The sequence below is a fragment of the Pseudoalteromonas sp. XMcav1-K genome, assembly GCF_044005875.1.
GTDB classification, from domain to species: Bacteria; Pseudomonadota; Gammaproteobacteria; order Enterobacterales; family Alteromonadaceae; genus Pseudoalteromonas; species Pseudoalteromonas spongiae.
The window spans coordinates 39,627-58,365 of sequence record NZ_JBIPJE010000044.1 but is presented as its reverse complement, the minus strand read 5'-3'; the positions used below and the strand labels follow the sequence as shown (position 1 = coordinate 58,365).

The window sequence follows — 18,739 nt, the reverse complement described above, 5'->3', positions numbered from 1 at the left end:
GGAAAAAGCGGCAGCTGTGTGTTGGCTAATGCTTTAAAAATAATATGTTATAATGTATCATTTTGTTTTTTAAACGGACCTTAAAACCATGAAGTTAAATAATGGCGTGTGCGCCTTACCCCTTTCTCTATTGACCCTCTCCCTTTATGCCAATACCGAAAAGTCACACGAACATATTGAAGTATTGGGCACACGTGCTCCAATGTATGATGCCCGCGATGTGAACGCCGCTGCCTTGGGCATTAAAGACCCATTGCAGCTGCCAATTTCCATTCAGTCGTTTTCAGAACAACTTATCGATAATCAACTTGCGCGTACGTTAAGTGAGGTATTAAGTAATGATGCGTCGGTACAAAATACCTCAATAGGTACTGTGTTTGATTTTGTTAGTTTGCGTGGCTTTCAACTGGATTGGAATAATGGCCTGCGACGTGATGGTTTATCACTAGCGCCGTACCAAGATGTAGCACTTGAAAATGTACAACGCATTGATGTGCTAAAAGGGCCGTCGGGTGTGATTGCAGGGTTTAACAATCCTGGAGGCACGGTTAATTACGTAACCAAACGACCTACCTCTGAGCAATTTATTGAGCTTGGAGCAGAGTTTAACAGCAGTGATGGTCGTTATTTGTCGCTTGATATGGGCGGCCCGTTATCAGCACAAAGCGATATGGGTTATCGTGTGAACGCAGCGATAGAAGATAATGGTGATTTTACCGGCGGTGATGACACCGAACGCTACTTTTTAAGCAGTGCATTTGATTGGCAGTTAAATGATCAGGTGCTTGTCAGACTAGACTTTGACTATCACGACAAGTCGATTGTCTCGCAACCCTTAATTGGCTTAGTGTATGGTGAAAATGGGAAAACCTTTTTACCACCTTATGTCGACACCCAAGAGGTACTGCTAGGCCAACCGTGGGCGTTGTACGAGACAGAAACCTATAATGTAGGCGCACGTGTCGATTACTGGTTAAACGATAATTGGCAATGGGTTAATCAAATGGCGCTAAGCAACAATGATCGCTTTACCATTTTCCCTGATATTTATGCCACATCACCTAAAAGGGAAGTACTGAGTGCTGCTATTTTAGTCACGCCTGATGAGTCGTTTAAAGCACGCTCTGGCCACAGTTTTTTAAGTGGCGAAGTAGAAACCGGTTTTTTAAAGCATGAGTTGGTGGTTGGCGTAAGTTACCGTGATTTGGAGTCTATTTCGGGTCGTTGGTTCGAACTTGAAAATCCAGTTGCAAGCCTATTTAATCCTGTTTACACAACGCGCCCTGAGTTTCCAGAGATCCCAGATGCAAATCTAGAAAAATCGCGTGAACGTGCGGTATTTATCACAGATATTGTGCACTTTAGCGATCATGTGTATGCAACCTTAGGAGTGAGGCATTTAATCTATCAGCGTGATAAAACAGCCCCTGGCGAGCAACGAGTACGCACCCACGATGATAGTTATACCACACCAACGCTGGGTATTAATTATAACCCAAATGATGCGCTGGCATTTTACGGCATGTATACCGAAGGCGCAGGCGAAGGTGGCATTGCGGTGATTGGCAGTGGCGCTGAAAACGAAGGCCAGTACCTCGGTGCGCAAGAAAGTGAGCAAATGGAAGTGGGCGTAAAGTATCGCGTCAAAAAGGCCACATTTAGCGCTGCGATTTATCAAATTGAAAAGTCATTGGAGTATCATAATCGCGCTACCAATTACTTTGTGCAAGATGGTGTGCAACGTCACCGCGGTATTGAGTTAAACGCCAATGGTGAAATTATCGAGAACCTATCGTTAGTATTCTCAACCAGCTTTATGGATGCAGAAATTAGAGAGCTAGCGGGGCAAGCATAGATCAATGGTAATCAGCCACATAATGTGCCAAAAACGCAAGGCAACCTATTTGTTGATTATAACTTTGCTTCGCTAAAAGGCTTGTCTGGGTTAAGCGCCAATATTGGTGTTTTTTACGTGGGTGAGCGCCAACAAAACTTACAAAACAGCTTATCACTGCCAAGCTATACGCGCGTTGATACGGGCGTGCGTTATGACTTTAGCGACCTTAATTTAATGCTACGCTTTAAAGTTGAAAACCTATTTGATAAAGAATATTGGGTATCGGCTGGGGCAAAGGGCATGGATTGGGGCGTAGCGCCGGGTAACGGACGCCTTGTGTCGTTATCTGCTAATTATACGTTTTAAGCTTTTTAAGGTGCTGGCGTTGCTAGCACCTTTTTTTAGGGTTTTGCCTCAGTATATTTGGTGTGTAGGTAGTATTTTTGAAGCGCCCAACATTCGGTGGTTTATCAAAGGTTGGATATAATTTGTAATGCGTTACTGCATTATTAGTTGTTTGCGAATAGTATAGTGGTCAAAACAAGTTGGATAGGTATCGCAAATGGATATGCCACTTTCCGTATTTTTAGAATCCAAAGGCATTAGTGCAGCAAAAGCGGCTTTACTTGCTAAAGAATTAAAGCCCGTAATCTTTAAATCAAACACGCCGTTATTATCCCAAGGTGAGCATTGGCAAGATTTTTATGTTATCTCACACGGACTTGTGCGCCTGTACTACCTCGACTCCGAGGGTAAAGAATCAAATAAAGGTTTTTTTGGCGAAGGTGACATATTGGCACCAATTGTGCCGTCGGCAATAACAGGCCCATCGAGTTTTTATGTTGAAACTCTGACTGAGGTACATGGTTACCATATAGCTTACGCAAAAGTGGTTGAACTATTAAAAGATTGCAATATTAGTCAGTACTTATTTCATCACTTAACAGCGCAATTGCTAGAAGACAAAATAGAGCGCGAATTAATGTTTTTGCAGCAAGACGCGAAAAAACGCTACGCTTATTTTTCCAAAAAATACCCAACACTTTGTCAACAAATACCGCTTAAACACATCGCTTCGTATCTTGGTATGACAGACGTTACCTTATCTCGTGTAAAAAACAAAAATTAATGCCTTATCAAATGTTAAGGCAAACGCAGGTTAATCAAATCACACTATTGCTACATTTACTTTATAGGAATAGTCATGAAAAATTTACTCAACTGCCAAATAGTCATCTGCTGCTTGTATTTTAGTTGCCATGTATTAGCAAAAGAACAGGTAAACACAAGCGCGTTAGTACTGATTGAATACCAAAATGAATGGGTATCGCCAAAAGGCACACTAAGAAACTTATTGGTTAAAGATAAAAAGGCATTTGCACAGGCTATTAGCCAATCTCAGCAATTATTAGCAAAAGCACGTCAGCATCAAATGCATATTGTACACGTTACATTAAAACCAGATGCTAACTATCAAATTTTTGGCAACGCGCAATTTGGGTTACGTGCCGCCATTAAAAAAGCCAAAACATGGCAAGGTGATATGGCAAATATTCACCCTAATTTTCAGCCAAAAGCAGGTGAGTTTGTTATTTCAGAACGCTCAGGTGCATCGGCGTTCGCTGGTAGCAATTTAGATAGTTACCTAAGAAATAATAACATTACATCACTGTACCTTGCTGGCTTTGCTACGCATGTGTGTGTTGAATCTACCCTCAGAGAAGCGCACGACAAAGGTTATACAACGTATGTTGTAACCGACGCAACAGGGGCATTTACTCAGCAACAGCAAAATTATTTTGAAGACGAGATTTTGCATCACTTTGGGAAAGGAATTTTAGTTGAGGCATTCGACGCACTTTAGCACTAAATAGTGCGGCATTACACGCAACCTAGTGTTGTGTGTAATGCCTCTTATGTTATCAGCTTCATGATTATATTAAGGCCGTTAATGTACGTTAGTCGCTTGTGGTAAATGGAATCACTTTTCCGCTAAAAATAGTTTCATCATAAATCTCGAATGTTCCTTGCCAGTTTGGGGTTTCTAACACCGCTTGTTGCCATTCTATTTTTGCACCAAGCTCAGATAATGCAGCAACAGATTGCCCATGTTTTATATTATTAAATGTCCAAGGTTTTAAGTGGCTTATCAATTTAGTGATGATTTGGATATTTGCCCTTCCTTTTGATATCTCATCTAACAGCGCAATTTCTTTTAAGTTACCATTTGCCAATAGCACAAACTTTTGTAAACAGCCTGTGAGCAAGGCAGACTTATTATCTACATCTACAAAAGATACCATTACATCTTTGTTTTTTATCAGAAACTGATCGTAATTAGCATCGTTTTCAAAGCAGGGAAGATTATTGAGGTTTTTGATTTCAATTGGTTCACCTATGTTAAAACTATTTAACCTACTAAAAGTTGTTTCACCATCATGATGAATAGAACTAAAAGTTACGTCAGAAAATATGTTTTGTAATTCGCTTTTTTGTTTATCTGAAAGGTTATCTTTAATATTGATGCTGGATGAAGCTAGGTTAATTTTAAAGTCCATCGCTTCTAGTTCTAGTTGATTTGCTAAAGACATTGGTAATAAATTGCTATGATATTGATAATTAACCAGCTGATTGTCTTCAAATAAGAATAGGTGATTCCTCCCAATTAATGTCATTTTTACTGAATTATTAATTGGCCATACTAAGGTAAACCTTCCTAATTTAGTGATGGTATCATCGTAACTATCACCAACAGCTATACCAAAAATAGCGCTTTTTGATATTTGACCATCAAACTTTATGCGTTCAATCTGTTTTGGTATTTGCGCCTCAAATGTATGCTCAGTAGTGAATTTTATTGCAGGAAATGTATTTTCAGACAAAAGTGTACTCAGTAAGCGAAGGTTATCTTCGTTAATTTCATAGGTTTTATCTGAGCAATTTGCAATCGGTTTGACAACGACGGTACCGATTAATTTCCTTGTTTCAATGTCACTTTTAAAAATTACACTTTGTTCAATCAAGCCATTTGGGTATTTGTTTAATTGTTTTTTTATAAGAGTAAAAAGTTTTTTTCTTACTGCATTTAGTTGTTCTTGCTCGTCTTTACTTCGATTGTAATTGACCGAGGTTTTGAACTCCTTTCCTTCAGCATCTAAGTCAGCAGTGCATTCACTTGCTCTGCTATATAGAGTATTGGCGTAGCTTACTTGGCAAAGTATAAATAACAAACATATAAAAATACCTTTCATTTTATTTTCCCATTTTACTTTATCTCATTAATATTAAAGGACTTAGTGTCTTAATAGAAGGTATATCCAATGAATATGTTAAGCGGCATAATATTAAATACAACCGGAATCTGTAAATCTTATAGCAAGGGTAGAGCTCATAAAATAAAATGCACACTTAAAACGTGACTAAACGTTCAGAATGAAAATTCTTTCCATTCATTTCAAACCTTTATTAACTACAAATTTTTATCTTCACGATAATAATTTTTTGATTTTCTTCTTTGAAAAATTTAACTATTTTTCACTTGCGAGCGCATCAATAGTTGATGCGGGCAAGGTTTAATTTAATAACATGTTGAGATTAAAAATATGGCAGCTGAAATTAGATTAGGTGGTCGAAAATTTTATGACGATGAACACTTTCCTGGTGGCATCGATAGGGCTGGCTTTTTCACTATTCCTGAGGCAAATTTTTTAATTAATTATGGCTATACGTTAAACGGCTTGTATTGTGGCGAATTGGCACCGAGTAACGAGGCGGAGCAAAACTTTGTTGATAACATCAATGTGGATGCTGAGTCTGGGTTATACGAGGTGCGCTTATGGCGCAAGTACTTAAAAGCGCTATATAAAGTGAGCCACAGAGCGAGTGCAAATAGTTCTCGCAATGAAGTAACACGGTCGTATGAGAGTTTCGATGAAGCATGAGCAAAATCAAGGTAGTTATCTTGAGAAGAATAAAGCACACAAGAAAGCAAAAAAGGAAAAACCGAAAGCTAAATTAAGTCACAAATCTAAACGCAAAAAATTTGATGACGATGATGACTGGAGTGACGAGTAGCACTCACGCCTTTATCTACACAAAAACCATAGGGCTTGTTTAATTTTGATGATAGTTCAAATAGGAAAAACTAGCCCTAATGGTATGTAAAAGCCCAGTTATTTACTCTAGCAAGTCCTTAGCTTCGTGTTATTTATCTAACCTAACTAAATCAAGAATGGCAGACGCAAAGGTGTCAAATTCGGTCGTGAGAGAAAAAATCAACATCTCCCCCATTAATTGCAAAAATAACTTTCTACAGCTAACGAATGTTACCTCTCAAAGTTTGTGGTAATTATCCCCATACAATAGACTTTGTGAAATCAGTTAATCTGACTTTTTAGTAGATGAACCTTGGCAGTTTTTCTTATCTGAAAAATACTGATGTATGTTGTTTAAAATTAGAGAAAAACAGGCAATTGCAATAATAAGAAATGGGATAAAAATTAATAATAATTGTGATTGATAACCCGCAATAGCAATTACAGTACAAATAGTGCCAATTGCAAACTCAATAGAAAGAGTTTCGATATCTAAAGTATATGAAGAGCTCGTTGTTTTGGCTGAATACATATTTACTTTTAATCCCAATCTATTCTCCTTTAAAAATGGGGTTCTGCTTTGCATTTTGTATGCTCATAATAGTTTTATCAACAACCGTTATTGGCTCATTACTGTCGGATACATAATTAAATTCAGAGGGTTACTTCCGCTTTGTGCCAAAAGCGGACAGTCGTAACGCCGCGTTAAGAGGCAATAAAATTGTTGGCTAAAATTAGCGACGAAGGAGCAAAAGCCAACTGTTTTTGTCCTACTTTAACGACTTGTTAGAGCTTTTTATTGCTAAACAAGTTTTTGTATTCATTAACTATACGGTCAGAAAAAACACTATTGTTTAATATGTCCATAGCCACATTAATACAAATATTTTGAAGTATAAAGGCTTCCAATTTATATGCGCTTTGCTTACCTGGATCCCATCCGTCTTTACGTTTCGTATTGTGGTGATGAAGAAAGCCGCGAAGTTTGACAATCTTTTTTATGAATTCTGATGATGTCAAAGAGTACTCTGCAATGTACTTAGCCCTTAGTTCCGACGGTAAAGAGTAAACATATTTAGGGTCTCTAAGTATTTTATTTATAAATACCTCTAGTTTTGAGGAGGAAACCATTTCTCGTTCAATAGCTGTGTTCTTAGTTTTTCCATTACCGTAATGCGATTCAAGCATGAAGTAAAAATCATAAAATGCTTCGATATATTCTTCTCGCTTAATGTCGTTTGTTCCTCTTCTGTAGAAGGATAAAACTACATCGTGATTTTTATCTTTAACGGCGGTTATTATTGGTCTAACTAACAAATCAAATCCTATTGGTTCAATTTCATCAGGAGTAAATTTGTGCCTACCGGCTTGGAAGTTATTTAATTGAATTAGCTCTTTTTCCAATTCATTTTCAGGAATCCACTCTATTTCATGCCCTGAAATATCTATTGATTCTACACCCCATAAGCTCCACATACCTTCTATTTGGCGCATGATTGTTTCTAATTCTTCCCATCTAGGATGAACTATGTTTATGCTGAAATTTACACCGGGTATTTCACTTTCCTTAACTTGAGGAATGTCATGGTGTGAAACAGGAAACGAAACAACTATATAGTCAATTAGGTTATCTTTTAAAACAAACTCGAACCGATAATCATCTATTTCAAAATCTGTGTTTTGATTCGGTTTAACTTGACCATTTAATTTAAATTTATATTGGCAACGCATCCATGCTCCAGAAAGCTCTAACGCCCGCCTAAGAGACGGAAAATGCCTGGCTAAAATTAGCGAAGAATGAGCGCAAGCCAAGCGTTTTGCGTCCATTTTTTAAGGCGCTTGTTAGGTTGTATTCTTTAATGGGTGATTAGGCAACAACGCATACTCAATATCTGGAGATTCGTTGAACTCTATTTGAACATCACCTCCACGGTCTTTTGTGCGATAAAAACTAAAGTGTCCTTTTGGACCAAAACAAACAGTATCATTTTTATTGAACAATTCTAACTCTTTGATTAATTCGCCAACTGTGATCTTAGACATATAATATTCCCTCATCTTTACTTTGAAGTTAAGTGATAAACCTTATGAAAACCTAACGCCTTAATAAACGTCGAAAAATAGCAGGCTAAACTAAGCGAAGAATGAGCGCAAGCCTGCTGTTTTGCGTCCATTGTTTGATTAACTTGTTAGGTGCGCTATTGCATACACGTTATTTCCTCGGACTTATATGTACCGTTTTGCTGTTTAAAATGAATTTCAAACTCCGCACCACAAATACCTTCTGCGATATAACTTTTACAGTAGAATAAATCACCATTATCAGCTTTGTGCCAATTTTTAATGTCTGCTTTAAAATCTGTGTTTAACAAAGCTGGTAACTCAAGTGGTTTTTCCCAAGCTTTCAGATCGAAACTACAGCCATTTGGTTTTGTTGCGCACCCTGATAAAAGTACAAAAATTAAAACTAAACTCCGCATTTCCAAGTGCACCTAACATGTTTATAGCGAGCGAATCGCGCGTTTTTCTACCACAGCGTCGCGCGTATTTCTGAATGACTCATTTGTAACAAACTTCTTAACTATTTGCCAATACTAACAAAATGCAGTGGTTATAGCTTTTATCTCAGGACAAAAACGAGCGATTGGGCCGTGCTTCTGACTATGCAAGCAACATAGTTTGACAAAATAGAAAAGTAATTTTGAAAGACCGCTAATCGTTCAATTCTGACCTAGAACGCTGCCGCTAAGCTTCCTTTTTGTTTATATCAAACCCTAATCAATTTTGAATGATAAACCGAATGTCTTAAGTGAAGTTGTTTTATTAATTATTAAATTTCGCTTATCGCTACTTTTTGACTTAGATATCAATAAACTCACGAGATAGCTATAAATTACTACAGCTATCTCAGTAGTTACTTAACTATGTTTGGTAATCGATTGGGATTGCTTGGGTGACAACCTGATTGCGTGCGTCAACAATCACCGCGTGGTTACGTGCTACTTTAATCCAATCGCTTTTTTCACTTGTAAGCGGTTCACTCGTTAAAGGCTCTGAGCTAATGATTACCGTATTTTGCGCTGAATTTCCGTTTAAACTAAAGTCTTTGCCTGCTGCAATTTCCAATTTACCTTGACTATAAAACAATGAAGCGGGTTGGCTTTCGCGGTCGGTTGCAAAACGCGTGGCGACCATAGATGTGCCATCACTCACTGCTAAGTTAATAAATGCATTGGTGTTTGCATCTGCTTCGCGTCTTATTTGAATAATTTTCTCAATGACACGATATAGCGCCTGAGTGAGATCATCTGTCGACAAATTATCAGCAAATTCAATGGTGTCGAGAAAGAGGGCAAAAATGCACTCAGAATCGGTGTTTCCTTTCACTAAATCAAACGCGCGATTTGATAATTGATTAAGTAAATTGCGCCTAAATTTTGCGAATTGGTCGAGGCGGCCATTATGCATAAATGTGTATTTTTGATAATTGAATGGGTGGCAATTTGCTTGCGAGACAGGCATACCAACAGATGCGTCACGAACATGGGCAAAAAAGCACTGGCTGCGCACTTTGCTCGCAATTTGTTGCAAGTTTTGATTGCTCCACGCAGGCTCAATGCTGACAAATCGCGCGGGAAAAGGATCGTTGTGAGTTGGGTACCAACTTAAGCCAAATCCATCGCCATTGAGCGGCTTTTTGCGCTTTTTCGCATCTTTACTTTGTTCAATAAGCGAATTCGTTGGCGAAATAACAATATCGTTTAAAGTGACTTCTTCACCTTTATACGCAATAAAACGACACATAAATTTATCCAAAAAAATTTTTTACACTATAGGCGATTTTTAAAAATTTCATACAAAAATATGCACGGTTAACCACTGATTATCTGTTATTTACAGTAAACGTGAAGGGAAAAGGCCAAAAGATTATTTTTACGGTGTTTAAGGGCATTAAAATATGGTGTTTAAAACTCAGTTTATACAAATTTTTTTCACTTGTATTTCCTAAAATGGCTGGTTAGTTTGTGTCTAACTTATTCTTTTTATAGTGTGTTTTATGCGATTTATTTCTTCCTTTGCAATTTGTTTAACGTTATCGAGTTTCGCTTCAGTTGCTGGCGATTTTTACCCCAATAACGCGCAACATGCGGTTAGTTTGAGCTTTGACGATGCGCGCCGTTCCCAAGCTGATATTGGGCTGCCAATTTTAGATAAACATAACGTTAAAGGTACGTTTTACTTGATGCCAGTGCAAATGAAAGGCAAAGAAGCCAAGTGGCAAGCCGCCGCTAAAGCGGGGCATGAAATTGCGAATCACAGTGCTAGCCATTTATGTACGGGCAATTTTCGCTGGTTACGGGAAAAGAACAAAGGGCTAGAACAAGTCGATTTGCCATTTATCGAAAAAGATATTCAAACAGCGCAACAGCAAATTGAGCAAATTACAGGTGTGGCGCCTGTGGGTTATGCCTATCCGTGTGGTCATAAATTTGTGGGCCGCGGTGAATCGGTAAAAAGCTATGTGCCGCTGATCGCTAAGTCATTTGAATATGGCAGAACGTGGAATGATGAAACGGCAAATGACCCGCATTATTATGACACAGCACAAATCCGCGCGTTTGATATTGATAATAAATCGTTTGAAGAAATAAAGGCGATTATCGAGCGAGCTAGATTTGATGATGCGTGGATAGTACTTGCCGGTCACGAAGTTGGTGATAGAGCGCTTTACACTATCGATAGCAAGGCATTAGATCAGTTAATCGTATATTTAAAAGATCCTAAAAACGGCTTTTGGTTAGCACCTGTTGCTGAGGTAAATCAGTATATTCAGCAAAAACGTACTCGGTAATTGTTACTTTAAACCTAATAGCGCTTGAGTCCTCTTTTCAAGCGCATAACGTAACCTTTTTTAATCGATAGTAAATACGTTTTTGTCTTGTTAAAATTCTAAAAAAATTAGTAAAAAGAGGTCTTTAGGTAATTACTCTAAGCTTTTTTGCTAATGACCTGTAGTTTTTAGTGAGACAAGGATAAATATGGATATTGAAGTTTTCCGACCTAAACAGTTCCAAGATATGGCGCGAGATTACAAACTGTTTGCCGATGGTAAACAAGTTGCTGTGATTAAACGGGGTAAAACTCAAACCGTGTCGCTGCCTGCGAATACCCACGTTATTCAAGCAAAAATCGATTGGTGTAGCAGTGCTGAGGTGAAAGTGAGTGAATTAAGTGGCACAAAAATCACTGTTAAAAACACATTTGCTAACAATATTATTGAAGCAATGTTTTTCGCTTGGTATTACATTTCATTCGGTAAAAACAAGTATTTAACCATCGAAAGCAGCAAATAATTCGTTGAGTAAAAAATCATTTTTCAAATAACAATTGTTTTGCTGCTGTGAGCATTGCCATAACAAAGTGCAATAAGGCAGCAGATGCGCGGTAGTAAGGTGATTTATGAAATTTGAAACCCTTAATAGCAGTCATAGTAAGCAGTTACTCGACTTTGAACTAGAAAATAAAGCGTGGTTTGAATCATTTATTGCACCAAGAGATGCCGATTTTTATTCCAATGTTGGCGTTTCAAAACATATTGCTGTGCTTGACGCAACAATGCGTTCGAAAAGCGGTTATTCTACGGTATTGATACAAAACGACGCAATTGTGGCGCGCGCAAATTTAAAAGATATAACAGGTGACACAGCATACATTGGTTATCGCGTAGCAAAAAACATGACCTCGCAAGGTATCGCCAGTTTATGTGTAGCGCAGCTAATTAAGGTTGCTGCGCAGCAATTTAGTTTAACAACACTGCGTGCACAGGTACTCAATAATAATCCCGCGTCAGAGCGCGTATTGCACAAGTTTGCTTTTCAAGCTGCAAGTACGCAACCCGATTTTTTACGCTTGAACGGACAAAGTTTGGCGTGCACTGAGTTTAGTTTGCGCCTTAGCGAATTAAATCAGCAGGCGTTACAGGCAAAATCGTCCCTAGTTAGCAGCAAGGTTGGTTGTTAAATGCCGTTTACAACACGGCTTTTTCGTTGGCAACGTGGGCGTCAAAATAGTGGCTACGATAAAATGCTGTTATGTGGGGCCGTGTGGCCAATTAAATTTGATGTTTACCTACTGAAATTCCCAACCGGCAGTGAAATACCCGCGCATACCGATAACGTTGCGTCGGGCAAACATTATCGATTGAATATCGTGCTTAAAAAAGCACAACAAGGTGGTGAGTTTATATGTGCATCACCGATTTACGACAGTGAGCGTATTAAATTTTTCCGCCCCGATGCATGTGAACATCGAGTTTCTAAAGTAATTAAAGGTAATCGTTACATATTAAGTATTGGTTGGATAAGAAATACGTAGTGCTCACGTGAGCCTAATAAAAAATATACTAAAACATGTTATTTAGGGAACTTACATGAAGATTATTGCTGGGTTATGTGCACTTGTGATGAGTGTTACTGCAATTGCGCAAGAGCTGAAACCAACAAAATCCGGATTATTTGATGTTGGTGGATTTAAGCTGTATTTGACCTGTTATGAAAACGATAAACCGACACTCATAATTGAACAAGGTTTTGGTTGTTCAGGCTCTGATGGTGTTTGGCTCGACAATGTAAAACGTTTACACAGCGATTTTAGTATTTGTTTGTACGACCGTGCAGGGTTAGGTAAAAGTGAAAAAGGCCCAGTACCGTTTACTGTTACTGATATGGCAACACGCCTTAACGCGCTGCTGCACAATGCCAATGTTAAACCACCATACTATTTTGCTGGTGGCTCCTACGCCTCTTACATTATCACAGCGTTTAATAACCAGTATGCAGACAAGGTGAAAGGCGCGGTATTTATCGACCCTCCGCCATTTGGATACTTTTATACAATGGCAACACGCTGGCCGAAAAATTTTAAAACAGACGATGAAAACTTAGCGCGTTACTATCAATTTGAGCAAAGTGTGCGTGATCCAATGTATAAAAAAGTGCCGGAAAATGTCGACCATATCGCAAGCTATCAATCGCTGGTTAAGTCAGACGGTTTTGCAAATAAACCGATTATCGTGTTACGCGCTAAGGCATCGGATGAACGCTACGATCCGCCCTTTGTACCAGATGAAATTGCGCTAAAAATGGATACGCTTTACGCAGGCGCTGAACACGATTTTTTGAGGCTTTCGAGTCAAAGCGCAATCGTGTATTCAAAGTCAAACAAGCATCATCTTCATATCGCCGATGCCGACCTTGTAGTCAAAAGTATTAAGCAGCTACTTGAGTAATTATTGTTTTATGCGGTTAAACACAAAAGGGATGAGTCGTGTTTAAGAAAATAACATTTGAAACAGCAACACAGAGTGATGCCAGTAGTCTGGCGACATTAGTGCTTGATGTATCACAACAATCGATTTTGCCGTATTTAGAATCCAACGGGCAAAACGCGTATGTTGCTAGCATTCAATCAGACATTAATACTGTGCTCAATCGCAGTGAGTATCAAAGCGTTAAAGCGTCGATTTACAATAAGCTTATTGGTTTTGCTGCAATGCGAGAGGGCAATTACATAATACCAATTCACTTAAGTAGCTGATCATCCTAGCGGACTAAATATCATGCTAAATGCGTTAGAATTTATCAATGTAGAACAACTACATAAGAAAAATTCCGCCTTGTTATCATTTCATTTATCCAGCGCTATCCCTGATCTCATACTTAACAGAATTGGTATAACGCACTTGTTTGTCGATAATCAGTATCAGGCAACGGGCGTAGGTAAAGCATTACTTGCACGGCTAATGGCAACGTCACACGCAGACGAAGTAAGTTTAAAAGCATCGTTAAATGCGGTTTCTTTTTATGAGTCTCAAGGTTTTGTGGCAACAGGCTCTCAAATGAGTGTAAATGGAATTCGTTTTGTGCCAATGGTTTGGCAAAATACGCATAGCAAATAACGCTTTTTAAAAACGACATTAGAAAGTGTAAATAAATGGAACTGAAATAACACAGGAAGGTGGTTTATGTTTGAAAAAGTGGCAGTTTATTCAGGGCTTATTGCAACGGTCTGGATTGTGTTAGGTGTGTTTATTGCTGGGCGATATTATGCGGGTTACAACCATGCTAAGCAGTTCTGCAGTGAGCTTGGTGCTGCGGGTTGTCCAACAGAAAAATTGTCACCCCGTATCAATAATTACCCATTGGGTTTACTTTTTTGCTTTTTTGGCTGGTATTTAATCCAGTTACCAAACGTATCTTTGCTAGTCACGGGTGCTGGCTGGTGTGTTATTGCACATGGCCTCGCGACTTGGGTTGCGGGTTATTTCCCGATGGATGCTGACCCTTTTACTGAAAATCCTTCGTTTAACTGCAAAATACACACAGTTGCAGGCATTGTGATGTTGTTGTCGTTACTTGTGGCGCCAATACTGGTGGCACTTAGCCCAACCAGTGATGTCATTTCGCAGCATTTTAAGGTGTTTTCTTGGATTATGGTGGTCGCGGCTGTTGTATTTTTGCTGACTATGACGCGTGCAATTAATCAGCAAACAAACCCCGGCATTCATCAGCGTTTATCTTATGGTGCACAATTAATTTGGTTAACTGGGTTGTCGTTGGTTTTAGCCTAGAACGTGATTGTTTTCCCCTTAACTTTATGGAAATTAGAAAGGATGTAATGCTATTGAACAAGATTAAAATTGAAACCGAACGCTTAATATTAAAAGCATTGTCAGATGACGATGCCAACTCACTATTTACTATTTTTTCCGACCCGATTGTTATGAAATACTGGAACACCGAAGCTTGGCGAGAGGTGTCTCAGGCACATGAATTTATAACCAGTAGCACACGAGCAATGAGTGAAAACAGTTCATTAACGTTAGGTGTTTTTTTGAAAGACAGCAATACATTGATTGGTAAGATCATGCTATTTAGTATCGACAACGAATCTAAACGCGCAGAAATAGGTTTCGGTATAAGTCGTGACTTTTGGGGAAAAGGCATAGTAGCAGAAGCTGCAAATGCGCTGATTGATTATGCTTTCAATAAGTTGAATTTAAGGAGAATTGAAGCTGAAATTGACCCTGACAACAATGCATCAGCAAAAGCGCTAACGCGTTTAGGCTTTGTGCAAGAAGGCTTGTTAAGACAGCGTTGGGAAATTAATGGGGTAATTTCAGACTCAGCGATGTATGGCTTACTTGCCAAGGATAAATCGTACTCATAAACATAACTTAAAAAAGGCGCTTAATGCGCCTTTTTTAACCTTGATTTAGTGTCTTTCGATATAGCTCGAATGGACTTATTGCATCACTGTTTTGCAAGTAGGTTATGGAAAAATTATCGAGTAATTGTGCATTGATGTTGTCGTAACTCGCGAGATAGTTAAACCCATAGGCGCTTGCTTGATATCGGTCGGTTAAAATCACGATATGCGATATTTTCGCCACATACATAGCCATATAACAAAGGGCGCATGGTTCACCCGAGGCAATTAATATGCTGCCCTCAAGACTCAAGCGGCGACATTTTTTCGTTGCGGCTCGAATGGCTTGAATTTCCGCGTGAGCCGTGCAGTCGTGACATTGTGATTCTTGATTCACACCGGTACTTAATATTTCACCTTTGTCATCAAGAATCATGGCAGAAAAAGGTAATCCAGCTTGTGCCACGTTTTTCTCTGCGAGCGAAATTATGGCACTTATGTGATTTTGATTAAACTGCGCTGGCATGCTGTATTTCCTGTCGTTGCGTGCTTAGAGTCTTTGCCAATTTGGCTGCATCGTGATGCGCTTTAGCAACAGAATCTTGGTGTCTTTTATCATTGAATTCTTGATACTCAGAGGCAATTTCAAACATTGCTTGTACCCCTAAATATTTCGATAAGGTTTGAATATGTGGTGTGAGATGTGAGTGCGCTTCGTTTACTTCGCCTTTACCAAAACCAAACTCGCCACACGAGGTGATCAGTACTAAGGTTTTTCCACTAAGTAAAGGTCTTAGAGGTTGATCGCCACGGGCTAAATCAAAATCAAACGTTTTATTGATGCGAATGATTTGGTCGAACCATGCTTTTAACTGTGCTGGCATGCCGTAATTGTACATAGGTGTTGACATTAAAATGATATCGGCGCGCGTTAGTTCATCAATTAGGGTATCTGACAGTTGTAATTGTTGGTGTTGCGCTGCACTTCTTTTGTCACTTGGCGTAAACACGGCGCCAATCCAATCTTGGGAAATAAAATGAGGTGGATTTACACCTACATCACGGTAAATATATTCATCTATCTGATTGCTTTCTCGCCAGCTGTCTAAAAATGTTTTAGCAATGTTTTTAGACAGTGAGTTGTGTGCGGGATTATCGTTATCTATCGCTCTAACGCTTGAATCTATGTGTAGTATTGTGGTCATGATGTTTCCTTTATTAAAAATGTGTGTTGAATAATGCGTTTCTAGGTGGCTTTGGACAAACGATTTGATATCATTTATAGGTGAGTAAAACTTATTTATAGAAAGGGTGGAATTAGGCGTTGCAAGTATCGTTACAAGCGTTAAAAGCATTTGATGCGGCGGCGCGTCATGGCAGTTTTAAACTAGCAGCAAGTGAGCTTGCATTAACGCCAACTGCAATTTCGCATCATGTAAGTAAGCTAGAAGCGCGTTTAAATACCCAATTATTTGTGCGTAAAACGCGGAAAATAGAATTGACCGAATTAGGAAAACGCTTAGCACAAGCAACCAATTCCGGTTTTCAAACAATTGCACAGGCGTTAGATGAAATCACGCATATTGGTAAGTTGGTTAATGTGAACACGACATCGTCATTTGCTGCCTCGGTGTTGTTACCGTCGCTCGCAGAGTTTAACGCAAAGCATGGTGATATTGAGGTTGCGATTTCAACGGGAGAGAGCGTTGAGTATAATCAATATGCTGTGGCTATTCGTTTAGGCGATAAACGCATGGTGAATAGCCAAGATATTTTGCAGTGCGATGTATTTAATATGTATCGCGCAAAATCGGCAGGCGAGCAAAACAACTTAGCGTCGTTAAGTCATATTTATACCTGTAAATGGAAAAATCCCGATTTGCCGCCTGTGCCATTAACTGAGTGGTGTAACCAAAATGGCATAACGCAAGCGTTAGCCTTAACCCAGTACGATCAAGAGCTTTTTGCTTTGCAACAGGCCATTGCTCATGGCGGGTACGTGTTTTGCTCACAAACATTAGCCAAAAGTTATGTGGCACGCGGAGAATTGTGTGAGCTAACTACTTTGCCTGTTGCGTCTGATCTCTGTTATTACATTCCTAATAAAAGCGCGTTGGCGACGCTTCCCGCTCGCTTGTTTTGTGAGTGGTTAAGTAACCTGATCTCGGCATAACAAATTACTTTTACGCTGCCATTTTTGGTTATTAGCGCGTTAGTTAATTATTTAACGTACGCTTTTGTAGGGTCGTTTAATTGCGCTTAGTAACTTTTTAGCCAGTTAATGCACTGTTTGTGTTAACCTTTGTCGATATTAAGCTTGGCTCTGTTTCTCTTCATGACTAGTTTCAGAGTCAATAGTCTCAATTGTAATGGTTGAAATAATGGATTATCACACTCTGCCCAAATTGGTCAGACGCTTGCTAAAAATAACGGCACATGGCAATACTACGTTGCCATCAAGACGTCAAATGACCTCCAAATTGTTTGCATTGGTTGCGCTTGTGCCTGGTATTGCGAGTGTGGTGATGGCAATTGCATTGCATCAAACAAGCGGACTCGCTTTTATCGTTTCGGCCATATTCTTTTGTGGCATTTCATTGCTGCTATTCGGCCGAAAGCGATTACTAGAGTTTGATAGCGCCACCCAACAAGTTTATTTATCAACATCACTTTGGCATTTTTTTCAAAAACGAAGTGCGATAACACCTTTTAGTGCGCTGACATGCGAATTAACCAGCCTTGGAACGAAAGGCCCGTATCAAATAACCGTGGCAGAGCAAAACTACGTATTCGATGACTATCAAGATGCCTACGCTTTGTTGGCGTTTTTTTCTTTGCACTATAAGTTGCCTGTAACAGAAAACATCTCAAATTGGCCTAGCAAAACACCGCTTAGTTTTGACAATATGCAGGCTTTTGATATTACGCCACTCGACCAAACTGAAACTCTTAATGATAAAAACGATGTGTATATTGAAATATGGGATCGTAAATCAATCATTAGGTTGTCACTGCCCTTTTTCTTTTTTACCGTGCTCGGCGCATTGGTTAAGTATGGTGTGCTTTAATGTACTTTAACAAATTATCTAATGATGAAGCGGTTTATCGCGTTACAGGTATTGCTAAGTTATTGTTACGATTGCTGAGTTTAGTGATTTTACTTGTTGGTATTGTAAGTGTTTTAGGTTCTGATTCCGTTAGGTCATTACCAATTTGGGTATCAGGCTTTTTTTGTTGGCTGGGCTGGCTTGGCGTGTTTGGCGGCTATGTTTGCCGTATGAATTTAAGCTCACAAACCATTCAGCTTAAGGCAAGTAACCTATACACCGTTTTTGACCGTATTTATCATCTCACAGACGTAAAGGGCTTTAGAGCAATGACTGCTCAAGCCGCAACTCAGAGGTACCGTGTTTATATGGTTTTAAACGATGGTACTCATGTTGCGGTTGCAAATCCAAAAGAGCGAGGTCTAGCGTTAAACGTGTGTAAAAATATGGCAGAGTTTACTGGTAAACCTTATGAAAATAATTTGCCAGAGTTATAAAGTTTATTGATGCTATGTGTTATACCTAAATAGGCTTGGGTTTAATTTTTGTAGTAC

24 protein-coding genes and 1 pseudogene are annotated in these 18,739 nt (G+C 39.0%); 17 read left to right on the top strand and 8 right to left on the bottom strand.

Annotated elements, in window-relative coordinates; genetic code table 11:
* Positions 1-88 precede the first annotated feature (88 nt).
* From ACHSBP_RS12655 to ACHSBP_RS12645, 3 genes and pseudogenes are all read left to right on the top strand, one after another.
* Positions 89-2,203, top strand: a pseudogene (locus ACHSBP_RS12655) (TonB-dependent siderophore receptor).
* A 196-nt stretch (positions 2,204-2,399) separates the two neighbouring features.
* The gene (locus ACHSBP_RS12650; RefSeq protein WP_395389017.1) at positions 2,400-2,966 is read left to right on the top strand and encodes a Crp/Fnr family transcriptional regulator; all 567 of its coding nucleotides are present in this window, start codon (positions 2,400-2,402) and stop codon (positions 2,964-2,966) included.
* 75 nt (positions 2,967-3,041) lie between these two features.
* Positions 3,042-3,701 (top strand): cysteine hydrolase family protein, encoded by a 660-nt coding sequence (locus tag ACHSBP_RS12645; protein WP_010558806.1) that lies wholly within the window; start codon positions 3,042-3,044, stop codon positions 3,699-3,701.
* Between the two features lie 94 nt (positions 3,702-3,795).
* On the opposite strand, the gene ACHSBP_RS12640 is transcribed toward ACHSBP_RS12645, so the two are convergent.
* Positions 3,796-5,088: a hypothetical protein gene (locus tag ACHSBP_RS12640; RefSeq protein ID WP_010558807.1), complete on the bottom strand. Its 1,293-nt coding sequence runs from the start codon at positions 5,086-5,088 to the stop codon at positions 3,796-3,798.
* A 351-nt stretch (positions 5,089-5,439) separates the two neighbouring features.
* Between ACHSBP_RS12640 and maoP the strand changes: the two genes are divergently transcribed.
* Both maoP and ACHSBP_RS12630 read left to right on the top strand, forming a co-directional pair.
* Positions 5,440-5,778: a DUF413 domain-containing protein gene (gene maoP, locus ACHSBP_RS12635; RefSeq protein WP_010558808.1), complete on the top strand. Its 339-nt coding sequence runs from the start codon at positions 5,440-5,442 to the stop codon at positions 5,776-5,778.
* On the top strand, positions 5,768-5,911 hold the full coding sequence (locus tag ACHSBP_RS12630; protein WP_158523473.1) for a hypothetical protein: 144 nt from the start codon (positions 5,768-5,770) through the stop codon (positions 5,909-5,911). The genes maoP and ACHSBP_RS12630 overlap by 11 nt, the downstream gene beginning before the upstream one ends.
* A 306-nt stretch (positions 5,912-6,217) precedes the next feature.
* Here the strand turns inward: ACHSBP_RS12630 and ACHSBP_RS12625 are convergent, their stop codons facing one another.
* From ACHSBP_RS12625 to ACHSBP_RS12605, 5 genes are all read right to left on the bottom strand, one after another.
* Positions 6,218-6,517 carry a hypothetical protein gene (locus ACHSBP_RS12625; protein WP_148665301.1) on the bottom strand — a complete coding sequence of 100 codons (300 nt, stop codon included), beginning with the start codon at positions 6,515-6,517 and terminating at the stop codon, positions 6,218-6,220.
* Between the two features lie 200 nt (positions 6,518-6,717).
* A complete protein-coding gene (locus tag ACHSBP_RS12620; protein WP_096035310.1) occupies positions 6,718-7,758 on the bottom strand; it encodes a cyclin family protein in 1,041 nt (346 codons plus the stop codon).
* Between the two features lie 15 nt (positions 7,759-7,773).
* Positions 7,774-7,974, bottom strand: a complete 201-nt coding sequence (locus ACHSBP_RS12615) for a hypothetical protein (RefSeq protein ID WP_010558811.1) — start codon at positions 7,972-7,974, stop codon at positions 7,774-7,776.
* A 155-nt stretch (positions 7,975-8,129) separates the two neighbouring features.
* Positions 8,130-8,411, bottom strand: a complete 282-nt coding sequence (locus ACHSBP_RS12610; protein ID WP_010558812.1) for a hypothetical protein — start codon at positions 8,409-8,411, stop codon at positions 8,130-8,132.
* 442 nt (positions 8,412-8,853) lie between these two features.
* A complete protein-coding gene (locus tag ACHSBP_RS12605; RefSeq protein ID WP_395389014.1) occupies positions 8,854-9,735 on the bottom strand; it encodes a class II glutamine amidotransferase in 882 nt (293 codons plus the stop codon).
* Positions 9,736-9,988: 253 nt separating this feature from the next.
* Between ACHSBP_RS12605 and ACHSBP_RS12600 the strand changes: the two genes are divergently transcribed.
* The 9 genes from ACHSBP_RS12600 (at position 9,989) to ACHSBP_RS12560 (ending at position 15,159) form a co-directional block, all read left to right on the top strand.
* Positions 9,989-10,783: a polysaccharide deacetylase family protein gene (locus tag ACHSBP_RS12600; RefSeq protein ID WP_395389012.1), complete on the top strand. Its 795-nt coding sequence runs from the start codon at positions 9,989-9,991 to the stop codon at positions 10,781-10,783.
* Positions 10,784-10,970: 187 nt separating this feature from the next.
* Positions 10,971-11,285, top strand: coding sequence for a hypothetical protein (locus ACHSBP_RS12595; RefSeq protein WP_105172649.1), 315 nt, complete (start codon positions 10,971-10,973; stop codon positions 11,283-11,285).
* 106 nt (positions 11,286-11,391) lie between these two features.
* Positions 11,392-11,952 (top strand): GNAT family N-acetyltransferase, encoded by a 561-nt coding sequence (locus ACHSBP_RS12590; RefSeq protein WP_395389011.1) that lies wholly within the window; start codon positions 11,392-11,394, stop codon positions 11,950-11,952.
* Positions 11,953-12,306: a 2OG-Fe(II) oxygenase gene (locus tag ACHSBP_RS12585; protein WP_336436042.1), complete on the top strand. Its 354-nt coding sequence runs from the start codon at positions 11,953-11,955 to the stop codon at positions 12,304-12,306. It begins immediately after the preceding gene.
* A 55-nt stretch (positions 12,307-12,361) separates the two neighbouring features.
* Positions 12,362-13,219, top strand: coding sequence for an alpha/beta fold hydrolase (locus ACHSBP_RS12580; protein WP_395389008.1), 858 nt, complete (start codon positions 12,362-12,364; stop codon positions 13,217-13,219).
* A gap of 38 nt (positions 13,220-13,257) precedes the next feature.
* The gene (locus ACHSBP_RS12575; RefSeq protein WP_096035309.1) at positions 13,258-13,527 is read left to right on the top strand and encodes a hypothetical protein; all 270 of its coding nucleotides are present in this window, start codon (positions 13,258-13,260) and stop codon (positions 13,525-13,527) included.
* 22 nt (positions 13,528-13,549) lie between these two features.
* Complete coding sequence (locus ACHSBP_RS12570) at positions 13,550-13,888, top strand: GNAT family N-acetyltransferase (RefSeq protein WP_395389007.1); 339 nt, start codon at positions 13,550-13,552, stop codon at positions 13,886-13,888.
* Positions 13,889-13,954: 66 nt separating this feature from the next.
* On the top strand, positions 13,955-14,560 hold the full coding sequence (locus ACHSBP_RS12565) for a DUF998 domain-containing protein (protein WP_010558819.1): 606 nt from the start codon (positions 13,955-13,957) through the stop codon (positions 14,558-14,560).
* A 47-nt stretch (positions 14,561-14,607) separates the two neighbouring features.
* Positions 14,608-15,159, top strand: coding sequence for a GNAT family N-acetyltransferase (locus tag ACHSBP_RS12560; RefSeq protein WP_010558820.1), 552 nt, complete (start codon positions 14,608-14,610; stop codon positions 15,157-15,159).
* Between the two features lie 34 nt (positions 15,160-15,193).
* Here the strand turns inward: ACHSBP_RS12560 and ACHSBP_RS12555 are convergent, their stop codons facing one another.
* Positions 15,194-15,664 carry a nucleoside deaminase gene (locus ACHSBP_RS12555; protein WP_395389005.1) on the bottom strand — a complete coding sequence of 157 codons (471 nt, stop codon included), beginning with the start codon at positions 15,662-15,664 and terminating at the stop codon, positions 15,194-15,196.
* The gene (locus ACHSBP_RS12550; protein WP_010558822.1) at positions 15,648-16,343 is read right to left on the bottom strand and encodes an FMN-dependent NADH-azoreductase; all 696 of its coding nucleotides are present in this window, start codon (positions 16,341-16,343) and stop codon (positions 15,648-15,650) included. Before ACHSBP_RS12550 ends, ACHSBP_RS12555 begins: the two co-directional genes overlap by 17 nt.
* Before the next feature lie 119 nt (positions 16,344-16,462).
* Here ACHSBP_RS12550 and ACHSBP_RS12545 point away from each other — a divergent pair, with 119 nt between their 5' ends.
* From ACHSBP_RS12545 to ACHSBP_RS12535, 3 genes are all read left to right on the top strand, one after another.
* Positions 16,463-17,311: a LysR family transcriptional regulator gene (locus ACHSBP_RS12545; RefSeq protein WP_010558823.1), complete on the top strand. Its 849-nt coding sequence runs from the start codon at positions 16,463-16,465 to the stop codon at positions 17,309-17,311.
* A 208-nt stretch (positions 17,312-17,519) separates the two neighbouring features.
* A complete protein-coding gene (locus ACHSBP_RS12540; protein WP_040641345.1) occupies positions 17,520-18,206 on the top strand; it encodes a hypothetical protein in 687 nt (228 codons plus the stop codon).
* Positions 18,206-18,682 carry a hypothetical protein gene (locus tag ACHSBP_RS12535; protein WP_010558825.1) on the top strand — a complete coding sequence of 159 codons (477 nt, stop codon included), beginning with the start codon at positions 18,206-18,208 and terminating at the stop codon, positions 18,680-18,682. The genes ACHSBP_RS12540 and ACHSBP_RS12535 overlap by 1 nt, the downstream gene beginning before the upstream one ends.
* The last annotated feature ends 57 nt before the right edge of the window (positions 18,683-18,739 follow it).